At 44.5% G+C, this 14124-nt stretch carries 12 protein-coding genes and 1 pseudogene; 6 read left to right on the top strand and 7 right to left on the bottom strand.

The window, feature by feature from the left end:
- Nucleotides 1-64 precede the first annotated feature (64 nt).
- From guaA to mneS, 5 genes are all read right to left on the bottom strand, one after another.
- The gene (guaA, locus tag MY9_RS03705; RefSeq protein WP_024571783.1) at nucleotides 65-1606 is read right to left on the bottom strand and encodes a glutamine-hydrolyzing GMP synthase; all 1542 of its coding nucleotides are present in this window, start codon (nucleotides 1604-1606) and stop codon (nucleotides 65-67) included.
- 162 nt (nucleotides 1607-1768) lie between these two features.
- Nucleotides 1769-3982 (bottom strand): transglutaminase TgpA family protein, encoded by a 2214-nt coding sequence (locus MY9_RS03700; RefSeq protein WP_014663050.1) that lies wholly within the window; start codon nucleotides 3980-3982, stop codon nucleotides 1769-1771.
- 21 nt (nucleotides 3983-4003) lie between these two features.
- Nucleotides 4004-5200: a DUF58 domain-containing protein gene (locus tag MY9_RS03695; protein WP_014663049.1), complete on the bottom strand. Its 1197-nt coding sequence runs from the start codon at nucleotides 5198-5200 to the stop codon at nucleotides 4004-4006.
- Nucleotides 5200-6162, bottom strand: a complete 963-nt coding sequence (locus MY9_RS03690) for an AAA family ATPase (RefSeq protein ID WP_014663048.1) — start codon at nucleotides 6160-6162, stop codon at nucleotides 5200-5202. Before MY9_RS03690 ends, MY9_RS03695 begins: the two co-directional genes overlap by 1 nt.
- Before the next feature lie 150 nt (nucleotides 6163-6312).
- Nucleotides 6313-7185: a manganese transporter MneS gene (mneS, locus tag MY9_RS03685; protein ID WP_014663047.1), complete on the bottom strand. Its 873-nt coding sequence runs from the start codon at nucleotides 7183-7185 to the stop codon at nucleotides 6313-6315.
- Between the two features lie 398 nt (nucleotides 7186-7583).
- On the opposite strand from mneS, the gene gabP reads away from it, so the two are divergent.
- From gabP to MY9_RS03655, 6 genes and pseudogenes are all read left to right on the top strand, one after another.
- Complete coding sequence (gene gabP, locus MY9_RS03675; RefSeq protein ID WP_014663046.1) at nucleotides 7584-8993, top strand: GABA permease; 1410 nt, start codon at nucleotides 7584-7586, stop codon at nucleotides 8991-8993.
- Nucleotides 8994-9144: 151 nt separating this feature from the next.
- Nucleotides 9145-10686 carry an outer spore coat copper-dependent laccase CotA gene (cotA, locus tag MY9_RS03670; RefSeq protein WP_014663045.1) on the top strand — a complete coding sequence of 514 codons (1542 nt, stop codon included), beginning with the start codon at nucleotides 9145-9147 and terminating at the stop codon, nucleotides 10684-10686.
- A gap of 160 nt (nucleotides 10687-10846) precedes the next feature.
- Nucleotides 10847-11086, top strand: a pseudogene (locus tag MY9_RS21040) (DUF4003 family protein); the annotation flags it as partial.
- A 38-nt stretch (nucleotides 11087-11124) separates the two neighbouring features.
- Complete coding sequence (locus MY9_RS03665; protein WP_014663043.1) at nucleotides 11125-11940, top strand: alpha/beta fold hydrolase; 816 nt, start codon at nucleotides 11125-11127, stop codon at nucleotides 11938-11940.
- Nucleotides 11941-12022: 82 nt separating this feature from the next.
- A complete protein-coding gene (locus MY9_RS03660) occupies nucleotides 12023-12232 on the top strand; it encodes a cold-shock protein (protein ID WP_003234008.1) in 210 nt (69 codons plus the stop codon).
- A 184-nt stretch (nucleotides 12233-12416) separates the two neighbouring features.
- Nucleotides 12417-12575, top strand: a complete 159-nt coding sequence (locus MY9_RS03655; RefSeq protein ID WP_014663042.1) for a hypothetical protein — start codon at nucleotides 12417-12419, stop codon at nucleotides 12573-12575.
- A 32-nt stretch (nucleotides 12576-12607) separates the two neighbouring features.
- Here the strand turns inward: MY9_RS03655 and MY9_RS03650 are convergent, their stop codons facing one another.
- Both MY9_RS03650 and walM read right to left on the bottom strand, forming a co-directional pair.
- Entirely contained in the window at nucleotides 12608-13654 is a 1047-nt protein-coding gene (locus MY9_RS03650) for a PD40 domain-containing protein (RefSeq protein ID WP_014663041.1), read from the bottom strand.
- Between the two features lie 65 nt (nucleotides 13655-13719).
- Nucleotides 13720-14091 carry a cell wall metabolism protein WalM gene (walM, locus tag MY9_RS03645; protein WP_004397746.1) on the bottom strand — a complete coding sequence of 124 codons (372 nt, stop codon included), beginning with the start codon at nucleotides 14089-14091 and terminating at the stop codon, nucleotides 13720-13722.
- Nucleotides 14092-14124: the final 33 nt, after the last annotated feature.

Here is a 14124-nt window from a genome sequence, read left to right as displayed (position 1 = left end):
TTTCAAAAAGTTAACAAAAAAACGCCCCTTTTGAAAAAGGGACGTTTTTCTCATTGTTATTTACTTATTCCCACTCAATCGTCGCAGGCGGCTTGCTTGTAATATCGTACACCACGCGGTTAATGTGCTTCACTTCGTTTACGATACGTGTCGAAATGACTTCAAGCACATCCCACGGGATACGCGCCCAGTCAGATGTCATGCCGTCGATTGATGTAACGGCGCGGATTCCGATTGTGTAATCATATGTTCTTGCGTCACCCATAACACCAACGCTGCGGATGTCAGGAAGAACCGTGAAGTATTGCCAGATATCACGCTCTAAGCCGTGATTTGCAATTTCTTCACGCAAGATTGCATCTGATTCACGAACGATTTCTAGTTTTTCTTCTGTTACTTCGCCAAGAACGCGGATTCCGAGTCCCGGTCCTGGGAACGGCTGGCGCCACACGATTTCATCCGGAATGCCGAGCTCTGTGCCAAGCGCGCGCACTTCGTCTTTGAAGAGCGTGTTTAACGGCTCGATCAGCTCAAACTGCATGTCTTCAGGAAGCCCGCCGACATTGTGGTGAGATTTGATCGTTTGCGCCGTTGCGGTACCGCTCTCGATGATATCTGTGTAAAGCGTACCTTGTGCAAGGTAGTCGATACCTTTGAGCTTGTCCGCTTCATCATCGAATACGTAAATGAATTCATTACCGATGATTTTGCGTTTTTGCTCAGGATCAGAAACGCCTTTTAGTTTATCTAAGAATCGATCTTGTGCGTCTACTTTAATCACGTTCATGTTAAAGCCTTCGCTGAATGTTTTCATAACACCCTCAGCTTCGCCTTTACGGAGAAGACCATGATCTACAAAGATACAAGTCAGCTGGTCGCCGATCGCTTTATGAATCAAAACAGCAACAACAGAGGAATCAACGCCGCCGCTTAGCGCGCAAAGAACCTGTTTGTCTCCGACTGTTTCACGGATTTTTTGCATTTCGATTTCGATAAAGTTCTCCATTGACCATTCGCCTTCGCATTCGCAAACACCAAATACAAAGTTTTTCAGAAGATCATTGCCGTATTCAGAGTGGCGCACTTCCGGGTGGAACTGAACGCCGTACCATTTTTTGTCTGCTTTGCTCATTGCTGAGTTCGGGCAGTGATGGCTTGTCGCGTCAACAGTGAAGCCTTCAGGAACTTCTACAACCAAATCGCCGTGGCTCATCCAAACCACTTGTTCATTCGGAAGATCTCTGAACAAATCAGGTGTGCCTTCGATGTGGATGTTTGCTTTTCCGTATTCACGCTGGCTTGCCGCTTCAACTTTACCGCCAAGGTAATGAGTCATCAGCTGCATGCCGTAGCAAATTCCCAATACAGGAATATCAAGCTCGAAGATTTTCTCGTCACAGCGGAAAGAGTTTTCATCATACACACTGTTTGGACCGCCGGATAAAATAATTCCTTTTGGATTCATTTTTTTAATTTCTTCAGCCGTCAATGTATGTGGATGCAGCTCGCTGTATACACCGAATTCACGGATACGGCGTGTAATCAGCTGGTTATACTGACTGCCGAAATCAAGGACAAGAATCATTTCATTCACTAACTTTGTCATGGTTGTCACCTAATCTCCTCTAAGTTTTTTGACACAGAAAAAAACGAGGACAGATATGAAGCTCGCTCCGCCCTCTTTGGCAAGGCCGTTTGCCGGAGTCAGGCCAACTCGCTCCCAGACTCCGATAATATTCACTAATTCTAACAACACGTCGATAAGTGGTCAAGACCATCTTCTTTTAATTAAATTTTCCCATAACTCTCTCGAATCATTCCATAGCGCCGAAGAATCTTCATTTCTGTAAAGCGCCCTTTCATAGCTTAATGTCAGCTTTGACATGTCTTCTATGTCGTATTTTTCATCGATTCGTTTCGCATAATCACGCAGCGTTTCACTGTCTCGTTTCGGCAGTCCTTTTCTCTTCAGTTGTTTCAGCAGTGCGCCATATGCCTCAAAAAACGCGTGCTGATCGCTGCGCCGCTTCAATCTCCTCACAGCGAAAACAGGAATCCATAACGAACGGAAAGCATACAGCAATACCGCTGCCACCAGGAGGACTGCAAGAACCATAAGCGCTGCATACCAGCCTGCACCGGCATTTGTATGCGAAGCGGGCGGCTTTTTAGAAACAGCTGGCTCCCGCTTTTCCTTTTGGTTTACCTCTTTTTGCGGCTGTTTTTTCTCTTCTTTCTGTTTCTCTTTTGTTTTCTTCAGCGAGCTGCTGTTATCGCTGCCGGAGTCCTTTGTTTCAGAAGAAGTAAATTGGGCCGGATTTGTAAACCCTTTAGTCGGCTCAAATGTAACCCAGCCCTGTTCCGGGAAATACACCTCTACCCAGGAATGGGCATTGTTATTTGTCACTTCGTAGATGCTGCCATTTTTGTTTCCTGCTTCTTTGTATTCGCCGGACGTATAGCCCTTTACCCATCGGGCCGGAATGCCGGCCGAGCGCAAGAGCACCACCATGGCGGAAGAAAAGTTATCACAATAACCCATTTTCGTTTCAAACAGAAATTGATCGACATAATCCTCATCATTCTTAGGAATGGTCACTTTTTCTGTTTCATATGTGAACGCATTTGACCCTAAATAGTCCTCAACCGCTTTCACTTTATCAAACATATTGTCGTGATCCTGAGTCAGTTTGATCGCAAGGGTTCTCACTCGCTCTGGCAGTGAATCTGGAAGCTGCATGTAGCGATCGCTGAATGTGTACTCCTCACTGTTTTTTCTCACTTTTACCTTTCTCAGTTCATCCAGCTTATAGACCGGGGAATTGTACGCTACTTTATAATTCCCCATATTTCTGATTTCACCGGCTTGTTCACTGATCGGAGAAATTTGCTCCGTGTTGCCGTTCATTTCAAGTGAGACAGCCTGCTTTGGCTGAATGGTGACCGCACCAATCGGATACATCAAATGGTTGTACCCATAGTGCTTATCAACCTTTACACGGACTGTGCGGCGCTCTGTTGCCACTTTATGGTCAAACCACAGATTTTCCACTTTTCCTCCGCTAAGCTGATATGACATGCCTGTGTCTGTTTCAACCCAGCCTTTCCCGGTATACGTATCCTTTGTTTCCACACGGAAATACGTCCGCTCTTTTCCCTGCCATGTAAAAACAGGTGTAGCATCCTGCTGGAACGGTCCGCCGAGTGATTCATCATGATTCCCGTATCCGATTTTGCTTTCTCCTGCAGACACGCGGTCTTGATGAGTGATTTTTTTAAGAAAAGGCACCGGATCAGGCCAGGCTGGATCTGATTTTGGAGCGGCGAGTCCGAATCCCACTGCAGCCAAAACCAATACAGATAAAGGAAGAAACCATTTCAGGACAGATGTTTTTGGCAGTGTGATTCTTTCCATTAGCTTAATGCGTTCTAAGTATAAAAGGCCCAGCATAAAGAAGCCGATCAGCACGATACGGATGACGGCAAAAGTGGCATCATATGGCGTAAAGGTATCAAGAATCGTAATATACGCTACTGTCATCATAAAGAAAAACAAAATTCTTCTCTGGTAAATCACCCAATAATGTAGAAGATAGACCAGCAGCCACAGCAGCACAAAAAACAGCAGGGTCCGAAAAGAAGGAATCATGTCATTCCATTGCCCTGATTGAATCAGCGTGATATTCAAATAGACATCCTGCAAAAAAGAGCTGACCCAGCTCAAGTCGAATATAGATCCTTGATAAAACAGGATGTGTATCGAGAGCAATGTAAATAAGATACAAAAAGGAACGGTGACAAACCACCTCATCCGGAAAAAAGTCAGCAGAAACGTCAAGCCGATAAAGACAATAAAAAAGCCCGTATGTTTCGTTTCAGTAAAACTGTTGAGCGGCCTGAGCCACTCCCACAGCAATAAAAAAGCCAGAAAATAAAATAACAGCAAGCTCAAACGGCTTCCCTTCTGATCATCGTGCGGCATGTGAACCCGTCACCTCTCTTTCTAAACAACACGCGAAACTCGTCCGCCCCTCATGACCTGAACTCTGATTTGGCGTTTCATCAAGCGTTCAATCACGATATTTTCAGCTTGAGAAAGCTCAGCATCTTTCTCTTTTGCCAGTATCACCGTAACCCGGCCGCCTCCGATTTCTGCGAGGTGCAGCAGATTTTCCGTTACCTGTCCCGTGACGACCACTTGATCGGCTTGGCGAACAGATGACTTTCCCAGCTCCTCCCGTACATATCGGCTTATCGGGTCAGCCGCATCACAATGAACCACTGCTAAATGCCGAAGCATGTGCTTAAAATGCTGATCCCCTTCCTGAATAGGGAAAATGTTTTTTTCCTTTCCGACGGAAGCCAATCCTGCGCCCGCTCCGTTTTTTAAAACAGAATAAAGGATCGAAGCAGTCGCTGAAACGACCTCTTCGAATGCTTCAGAGGGAAAACGGTCCATCAGAAGAAACAGATTTTTGCTTCGGGAAGGTTCAAATTCCTTCGTCATCAGCTGGCTCCGCCGTGCAGAAGTCTTCCAATCTAATGCAGCAAACCGGTCTCCCGGCTGATAATTCCGCACACTTGCTGCGACTGAGGAATGGTGCTGATGAATAGGAGAAGAACCGCTTACACCGTCTTCCTGATGCCTCTCATTCACCTGATAGGAAAAACGCTGAAAGGATGGATAAACAAACAGGATATCTCCCAGCTCAAAAAATGCTGTTTTTTCAATCAATCCAAGAACATCTCCGGTTCGCACCCTGACAGCATGAAAGTGATGCTCTCCGCGCGGTACCCGAGCTAATTCATACGACATCGTCATACTCCGTTTAAACCAAGGAAAAACAAGCCGTTTGGCCGCGGCTTCGTCTCGCTTCAAGGACTCAATTCCTTCTGGCAGGCAATCTTCAATCACCATATACATCAGGGGAAACGGCAGCTTCCGTCTCAGCGTAATCGTCACGCCCAGCCTGTCCCCCGCATGCAATTGTGTTTTATCCATCTGCCGTGAAGCCTGAAATGAGCGGAGCGGATACAATGCCAGCAGCCCGGCATACAAGACAAAAGGGAGAAACGCGTAAAACAAAAACCAGCTGACAAAGCCGCCCTGAAACATCGCATAAGAAAAAACAGCAGCCGTCAATAAAGTTAATATTATCAGCTTCCAACCATATACAAGCCATTGCCAATTCTTATTCATCAGCGGACCGACGACCTTTGAACCGGCACCTTCACAGCTGACATGATCTCCCCTACGATCGCTTCTGCCTGAATCCCTTCAAATTTCGCCTCAGGATGAAGCATCATCCGGTGCGGCAGCGTGAAAGGAGCTAAATATTGAATATCATCCGGGATGACATAGTCGCGATGATGCAGCAGCGCGTATGCCTGTGCCGCTTTCATGAGGGCGATTGAGCCGCGCGGACTGACGCCTAATTGAACAGAAGGATGCTGTCTCGTTTTCTGCACAATTTCAACGATATATTCCTTAATGCTGTCATCAGCACGGACATTTTGCACTTCCCTCTGTAAAAAGATGAAGTCTTCTTTTGCAATAACCGGCTCAAGCGTCTCAATCGGATGGCTTTTTTCCTGAAGAGATAAGACGTCAAGCTCTTCATTAAAGGACGGATAACCCATCCGAAGTTTGAATAAAAAACGGTCAAGCTGAGCTTCCGGCAAAGGATAGGTCCCTTCATATTCGACCGGGTTTTGCGTTGCCATCACAAAAAAAGGAGCGGCAAGCTGCATCGTATGGCCATCTACCGTGACGCTTCCCTCTTCCATCGCTTCAAGCAAAGCCGACTGTGTCTTCGGAGAGGTACGGTTGATTTCATCGGCCAGCACGATATTTCCCATAATTGGGCCGGGACGATATTCAAATTCCATCGTTTTCGCATTATAGATAGATACCCCTGTTACATCAGATGGCAGCAAATCCGGAGTGAATTGGATTCTTTTGAAATCAGCGCTGATTGACTTCGCCAGCGCGCGGACCATCATCGTTTTTCCGACTCCGGGTACATCCTCAAGCAGCACATGCCCTTTGGCAAGAAGGGCTGCCAAGCTGAGTATGGCGATGTCTCGTTTTCCAACCATTACTCTATTAATATGTTCAACTGCTTTCCCCAGCAAAGGATGCAGGTCTTCTTGATATGCCATTCTTTTCCTCCTATTTATCTACAAAATTCATCATATCGTAACCTAACTTTACCACAAAAAGAGATTTGTATAAAAAAACGATTCTAGCAAATTGTTTCCAACCAAGCAGGAGAAATCACGCAAAAAAGCTTCCTGTGACAGGAAGCTCCATTATTTTTGTTCCAAAGGCTCCATATGAACATGTGAATAGTCAATTGCATGCTCCTCCTTCATCCTCCGCTCAATTTCATTGGCTATATCGTGGCTTTCCGTAATATTTAAATCTGCCGATACCTCAACCACTACATCAACATGAACCGTACTGCCCAAGTATCTTGCTTTTATGTCTTTTAAACGGCTCACACCGGAGATTTTTTCAATCGTCTGTTTATAAGCTGAAATGTCCTTTGTATCGAATCCATCTGTCAAAGAGTGAGATGACTCTTTAAAAATATCCCATGCGGTCTTGCAAATGAGAAGGCCGATCACAAACGCAGTGACCGTATCAATCCAAGCCAGATGGAATTGAGCAGCCACAATGCCGATAAACGTGCCGATACTGACGAACGCATCTGATTTATTATCAGCCGCCGCAGCAAGGAGCGCCTGGCTCTTTACCTTCTTGGCCAGCCTTTTATTGTACTGGTAAACGATCAGCATCAGTGCTGCCCCGCCTGCTGCCGTCCAAGCCGCGATCATATCCGGCGTCTCTTGCTTAGCAGAAAAAATAGATTCTCCGGCATTGAACAGCACTTGCAAACCGACAACCATCATAATAAAGGATGCGATAAGCGATGCAATCGTTTCCGCCCGAAAGTGGCCGTATGGATGATCTTCGTCAGGAGGTTTTTGAGAGATGCGCAGGCCGATCAGAACAGCAACAGAAGCAATAATGTCAGTTGTGTTATTTAACCCGTCTGCCGTAAGTGCTTCCGAGTGAAAAAAATAACCGATGATCAGTTTAATCGCGGAAAGGACAAGATACGCGGTAATACTGACCAGCGCCCCGGATTCGCCTTTTTTCAATTCATCATACCTCTCCATACAAAAACCTCCTGTCCGCTCACGTTTTCCTATGATTATCATACAAAGCTGAACCGCAGTGGGTCTACAGAAACATGATTCACCTGCCACAGAAAAATAGTGATGATGGAACACTTTTTCTCTAATCCAATTTATTGTGACTCTAAAAAGCCCTTTAAACCTAATGAAAATCTACACATTAGCGATCCTTAGAATTGGAAATATCAAACAAAATTGCAAAAGTGAATTATAAACGAAATATTCATTCCTATATTTTATGAAAGCGCAAACAAATCACTACAAATTTGAAATAAAACGTTATATTTTCTCACATGAATTTTCGACAAACTGTATATTTATGATAGAGTTTCAATTATCATAATATTCAGTAATGATTTCATTCTTAAAGGAGGTAACTTATGAACCAGTCTCAACCAGGATTAAAAAAAGAATTAAAGACGCGCCATATGACAATGATTTCGATCGCCGGCGTCATCGGTGCCGGGCTATTTGTAGGCAGCGGTTCAGTGATTCACTCGACCGGTCCCGGTGCGATTGTTTCTTACGCGTTGGCCGGATTATTGGTGATTTTTATTATGAGAATGCTCGGTGAGATGTCTGCCGTAAACCCGACGAGCGGATCGTTTTCTCAATACGCTCACGACGCCATCGGACCGTGGGCAGGATTTACAATCGGCTGGCTGTACTGGTTTTTCTGGGTGATCGTTATCGCGATCGAAGCCATTGCCGGTGCTGGCATTATTCAATACTGGTTCCATGATATTCCGCTCTGGCTGACAAGTTTGATTTTGACGATTGTGCTCACCCTGACAAACGTCTACTCCGTTAAGTCTTTCGGTGAGTTTGAGTATTGGTTCTCCCTCATTAAAGTTGTGACCATCATTGCTTTTCTAATCGTTGGTTTTGCCTTTATTTTTGGCTTTGCACCGGGCAGTGAGCCAGTCGGTTTTTCGAATATTACAGGCAAGGGCGGGTTTTTCCCGGAAGGCATCAGCACTGTATTGCTCGGCATTGTCGTTGTCATCTTCTCTTTTATGGGAACTGAAATCGTTGCCATTGCAGCAGGAGAAACATCCAACCCGATCGAATCTGTGACAAAAGCAACCAGATCCGTTGTATGGCGCATCATCGTCTTTTACGTGGGCTCAATCGCCGTTGTTGTGGCGCTCTTGCCATGGAATTCAGCAAATATTTTAGAAAGCCCTTTCGTCGCTGTACTTGAGCATATAGGAGTGCCGGCAGCCGCACAGATCATGAACTTTATCGTCCTCACAGCCGTACTCTCTTGCCTGAATTCAGGTTTGTACACCACATCCAGAATGCTATATTCACTTGCAGAAAGAAACGAGGCGCCGCGCCGTTTTATGAAATTGAGCAAAAAAGGCGTTCCCGTACAAGCTATTGTAGCCGGAACATTTTTCTCTTATATCGCGGTCGTAATGAACTATTTCTCACCGGATACTGTCTTTCTATTTTTAGTCAACTCATCAGGCGCAATAGCTTTGCTCGTCTACCTTGTCATCGCTGTTTCCCAGCTGAGAATGCGGAAAAAACTCGAAAAAACAAACCCGGAAGCTTTGAAAATCAAAATGTGGCTTTTCCCTTTCCTCACTTACTTGACCATCATCGCCATCTGCGGGATTTTAGTGTCTATGGCATTTATTGATTCCATGCGAGATGAGCTTCTGCTGACAGGTGTCATCACGGGAATCGTTCTGATTTCTTACCTTGTGTTCAGAAAACGCAAGGTGGGCGAGAAAGTAGCTGCAAAGCCAGTCACACAGCAGCAGCCCGATATCCTGCCTTAACGCTGATCAAATCCTAAACGGCCTGCCGTTTAGGATTTTGTTATTTTCTTCATTAGGCAGTCTTCAGCACGAAGATTTTTTGTAACCATCACGTTCTTATTGTCATTAACTATAATACCAATTTGGAAAATTTAGATAAGGACAGATGAAAATGACACTTGAAAAATTTGTGGATGCTCTCCCAATCCCAGATACACTAAAGCCAGTGCAGCAATCAAAAGAAAAAACATACTACGAAGTCACCATGGAGGAATGCACTCATCAGATTCACCGCGATCTCCCTCCGACCCGCCTGTGGGGCTACAACGGCTTATTTCCGGGCCCTACCATTGAGGTTAAAAGAAATGAAAATGTATATGTGAAATGGATGAATAATCTTCCTTCCACGCATTTCCTTCCGGTTGATCACACCATTCATCACAGTGACAGCCAGCATGAAGAACCCGAAGTAAAGACTGTTGTTCATTTACATGGCGGCGTCACGCCAGATGACAGCGACGGGTATCCGGAGGCTTGGTTTTCCAAAGACTTTGAACAAACAGGACCTTATTTCAAAAGAGAGGTTTATCATTATCCTAATCAGCAGCGCGGGGCTATATTGTGGTATCACGATCACGCCATGGCGCTCACCAGGCTAAATGTCTATGCCGGACTTGTCGGCGCTTATATCATTCATGATCCAAAGGAAAAACGCTTAAAACTGCCTTCAGGCGAATACGATGTGCCGCTTCTTATCACAGACCGCACGATCAATGAGGACGGTTCTTTGTTTTATCCGAGCGCACCGGAAAACCCTTCTCCGTCACTGCCTAATCCTTCAATCGTTCCGGCTTTTTGCGGAGAAACCATACTCGTCAACGGGAAGGTATGGCCATACTTGGAAGTCGAGCCGAGGAAATACCGATTCCGTGTCATCAACGCCTCCAACACAAGAACCTATAATCTGTCACTCGATAATGGCGGAGAGTTTATTCAGGTCGGTTCAGATGGAGGGCTCCTGCCGCGATCTGTTAAATTGAATTCTTTCAGTCTTGCGCCTGCTGAACGTTACGATATCATCATTGACTTCACAGCGTATGAAGGAGAATCGATCATTTTGGCAAACAGCGCGGGCTGCGGCGGTGACGTCAATCCTGAAACAGATGCGAATATCATGCAATTCAGAGTCACAAAACCATTAGCGCAACAAGACGAAAGCAGAAAGCCGAAGTACCTCGCCTCATACCCTTCCGTACAGCATGAAAGAATACAAAACATCAGAACACTAAAACTGGCAGGAACCCAGGACGAATACGGCAGACCTGTCCTTCTGCTTAATAACAAACGCTGGCACGATCCTGTCACAGAAGCACCAAAAGCCGGCACAACTGAAATATGGTCCATTATCAACCCGACACGCGGAACACATCCGATTCACCTGCATCTGGTCTCCTTCCGTGTATTAGACCGGCGTCCGTTTGATATCGCCCGTTATCAAGAAAGCGGGGAATTGTCCTATACGGGTCCGGCTATCCCGCCGCCGCCAAGTGAAAAGGGATGGAAAGACACCATTCAAGCGCATGCGGGTGAAGTCCTGAGAATCGCGGCGACATTCGGGCCGTACAGCGGACGATACGTATGGCACTGCCATATTCTTGAGCATGAGGACTACGACATGATGAGACCGATGGATATAACTGATCCCAACAAATAACCCGACAAACTTGCCTCTAGCAGGCAAGTTTTTTCTTTATGAAACCTTTGCCTCAATTTATCGTATTACGTAAAAACTGCAAAAGGAGCTGCTTTTTTTCTGAACACCATCTACACAAAACATTTCCATTTATGCAGAATGAAAATCAAAATGAAAATGAAAAGTTTCACACGATCAGATATTAATACTCATTTCCTCTGCATATATTGTGAATAAAAGAGAGTTTGATTTTCAGCGCTTTTATGATTTGAGCAGCGATATTAAATCAAACATCGGCAGCTTCACAACACTCAATTCACACCACTGCTTTACTATTGCTTCTATTCTGGCCATTCATTTTCAGCATGAGGCAAAACAAACATGTCATACTTTCATTGATGTATACAATTTAATGGTGCAGCCAGTCATACTCATGACGGAAACTAAGGGAGGAGAAATATGCCATACATCACATTAGAAGATCAGACACGCCTTTACTATGAAACACATGGGAGCGGGACACCGATCCTGTTTATACATGGGGTGCTGATGAGCGGACAATTTTTCCACAAACAATTTTCGGCGCTTTCTGCCAATTATCAATGTATTCGTCTTGATCTTAGAGGACACGGCGAATCTGACAAAGTGCTTCATGGACACACCATTTCCCAATACGCCCGTGACGTAAGGGAATTTCTAAACGCAATGGAGCTTGATCATGTCGTTCTTGCCGGCTGGTCAATGGGGGCCTTTGTCGTATGGGATTATCTTCATCAATTTGGGAATGATAACATACAAGCTGCTGTCATCATTGATCAATCTGCTTCCGACTATCAATGGGAGGGCTGGGAACACGGCCCGTTTGATTTTGACGGTTTAAAAACAGCGATGTACGCCATTCAGGCTGACCCGCTGCCATTCTACGAAAGCTTCATCCAGAATATGTTCGCAGAGCCGCCTGCCGAAACAGAAACAGAATGGATGCTGGCAGAAATCCTCAAACAGCCTGCCGCCATTTCAAGCACGATTTTATTTAACCAAACGGCTGCTGATTACCGCGGCACTCTTCAAAACATTAGTGTGCCGACATTGCTGTGCTTCGGGGAAGACCGGAAATTTTTCTCTACCGCAGCTGGGGAACACTTGCACAGCCACATTCCAAACTCGACACTCGTCACCTTTTCTAAAAGCAGCCATTGCCCGTTTTTAGAAGAGCCCGGCGCTTTTAACAGCACACTCCTCTCCTTTTTAGATGGGCTGACTGGAAAGTCATAAAGAAAAAGGAATTAGGAGATTAGGGAAAAGTATGAGACAATAAGAAATGTGCAGTAAAATACATGAGGGAAGAAGTGACTTTATGTCTTACTATAACAAACGTAATCAAGAACCGCTGCCAAAAGAAGATGTGAGTACTTGGGAATGCACAAAAGAAGACTGTAACGGCTGGACCAGAAAGAACTTCGCCAGCAGTGATACGCCATTGTGCCCTTTGTGCGGAAGTAAAATGGTCGACGGCATCCGTTCATTAGTGAATCTCCAAAACAACAGCCAAACAAAAACAAGCTAGTTCTTCCCTATAACAAACGCAGTCTCCTGCAAGCAAACAAACCTCGAACGGAGACAAAATTCTATATTTCAGAATAAAGCCTCTCATGGCAAGAGGCCAAAAGGAAAGAAGCCCAAAACTGTAAACGTTTAGGGCTTTTTTGTTTACCTTGATGGTATAATATGGATACAAAAGGAGTGATAACGTGATCTCAAACCAGCAGCAAAAAGACCTGCAAAAAAGAGCTGCCATCAAAAAGCTGAACCTTGCAATGAACTCTTATGTTGAACTTCTGTTTTTGTCGATACCTCTAATCCATTTTTTAAAATGGCTCGGATCATTAGCCCTGCACCTCGTCCATTAAAAAACCACTCAGCCTAAGCCGAGTGGTTTTCATTAGTTGATCACAGAAAAGCTGTTAATGATGCCGTTCGGATTTTCCCATACTTTTTTGAAGGTCTTATTTTCAAGGTTATAGGAATAAATCGTCCGCACCTTAGCTTCACGCCCTGTTTCGTCCTTCAGCTTTTTAGCCCCCTTGGCTTCGGCAAGAAAATAAATATTCTTTCCATCCTTAGAGAACTGAGGCTGTGCGTCAATTAACAGCTTAAATGATTTTTGATTTGTGATGATGCTTTCATACTTTTTCGTATCCGCATTGAGCATCTGAATAGCAGCGGTTTGCTCCGTCCCTTTCTGCGTATATGATGTAAATAAAATACGTTTATCATCATCAGAAACAGCAATATCGCTGATAAATTGGTTTAAGCTTTTAAGCTCATTAAATTTATTTTGACGGCCTTCCGCAAAATGAATCGTTGTTGGTTCAGGGTCCATGCCCTTTTCATTTGCTTCATCTGTTTTCTTGTAGTCTTCTTCTACAGAATAATGAAGCAATGCAAATGAATCGTTTTTTGGGTTATAAAAGAAGCTGCTGACGGTGTCATCCTGATCATTAGCGTCAGGATAAATGTTTTTGTACTTCTTCGCTTTCAGATCAAAAGCGGCGATCCGGAAATTGCTTTCGTCCGCTTTTCCTAAACGGAAATAGATGGTTGAACGGTCCTTTGATAAAAACAAACTGTCCGCACTCTCCGCGCCTTTATAAAGCATCGTCTTTTTATTAGACTTTAGATCCAGCCTAAAAAGCCTCATTTCATTCTGATCATTATTGCCCGTATAATAGAGCACCTGCTGTTTTTGATCCAAGGCAAATGCCGGATAGCTGGTCAGCTTTTCCTCATGGATCACCTTGTCATTTTCATAATACTTTGTCAGCAGATCCGTATCTGTAATGGAAACCAGCAGCTCATCACCGCTTTCGGTATTGACTGTCACATCAGCAGCCTTCTGATGGCCTTTATCCTTTGCAACATAAAACGCAACCCCCGTCGCAGCTGCCGCTATTATCACTGCTAACAATAATATGATTCTTTTTTTCATCTTTTATCTCCACCAATAGAAAAAGCAAGAATGTGACTTCTTGCTTTACAGATTATATATGTAAATTAATAGCTGTAATGCCCCGCTACCTTACCTTTGCTTAATGGATATCCAAGCGCTTTAAACGCTTTAGGACTTACATCAAGCACCGCATTAGGCATTCTGCCAACATCATTTTTATAAACCGTAATCACCTTTTTAGGCTTCGCTTTTGCATAAGCTCTGATTTTTGTTCCGTTTCTAGGAACATCAAATCCGATCTTGGTCGCACAATCCCAATGTCCAAGTTTCTTACCTGAAGAGCCTTTTTTCCCGACTCCATTATACCAAGTAATATTTCCGTTCACATGTTTCGCACTGGCATCTGATGAAAAACTCAAAGCTCCCAAAGTACTTCCTACTAAGATAAAAGCGGCTAAAATGACTTTCTTCAACATTTCGTCCCCCTGTTTGTTAACATCTAGGAAGAT

The organism is Bacillus sp. JS, from assembly GCF_000259365.1.
Classification (GTDB): domain Bacteria; phylum Bacillota; class Bacilli; order Bacillales; family Bacillaceae; genus Bacillus; species Bacillus stercoris.
Note: the sequence above shows the minus strand (reverse complement) of the source record. Positions and strands in the feature narration are given on the sequence as shown.

What these genes read in the sequence shown, in the direction of transcription:
- MY9_RS03700 (WP_014663050.1), bottom strand. Translation starts at nt 3,982, where the DNA reads ATGCCGCACGATGATCAGAAGGGAAGCCGTTTGAGCTTGCTGTTATTT.
- MY9_RS03665 (WP_014663043.1), top strand. Translation starts at nt 11,125, where the DNA reads ATGCCATACATCACATTAGAAGATCAGACACGCCTTTACTATGAAACA.
- guaA (WP_024571783.1), bottom strand. Translation starts at nt 1,606, where the DNA reads ATGACAAAGTTAGTGAATGAAATGATTCTTGTCCTTGATTTCGGCAGT.
- gabP (WP_014663046.1), top strand. Translation starts at nt 7,584, where the DNA reads ATGAACCAGTCTCAACCAGGATTAAAAAAAGAATTAAAGACGCGCCAT.
- MY9_RS03650 (WP_014663041.1), bottom strand. Translation starts at nt 13,654, where the DNA reads ATGAAAAAAAGAATCATATTATTGTTAGCAGTGATAATAGCGGCAGCT.
- walM (WP_004397746.1), bottom strand. Translation starts at nt 14,091, where the DNA reads ATGTTGAAGAAAGTCATTTTAGCCGCTTTTATCTTAGTAGGAAGTACT.
- cotA (WP_014663045.1), top strand. Translation starts at nt 9,145, where the DNA reads ATGACACTTGAAAAATTTGTGGATGCTCTCCCAATCCCAGATACACTA.
- MY9_RS03695 (WP_014663049.1), bottom strand. Translation starts at nt 5,200, where the DNA reads ATGAATAAGAATTGGCAATGGCTTGTATATGGTTGGAAGCTGATAATA.
- mneS (WP_014663047.1), bottom strand. Translation starts at nt 7,185, where the DNA reads ATGGAGAGGTATGATGAATTGAAAAAAGGCGAATCCGGGGCGCTGGTC.
- MY9_RS03690 (WP_014663048.1), bottom strand. Translation starts at nt 6,162, where the DNA reads ATGGCATATCAAGAAGACCTGCATCCTTTGCTGGGGAAAGCAGTTGAA.
- MY9_RS03660 (WP_003234008.1), top strand. Translation starts at nt 12,023, where the DNA reads ATGTCTTACTATAACAAACGTAATCAAGAACCGCTGCCAAAAGAAGAT.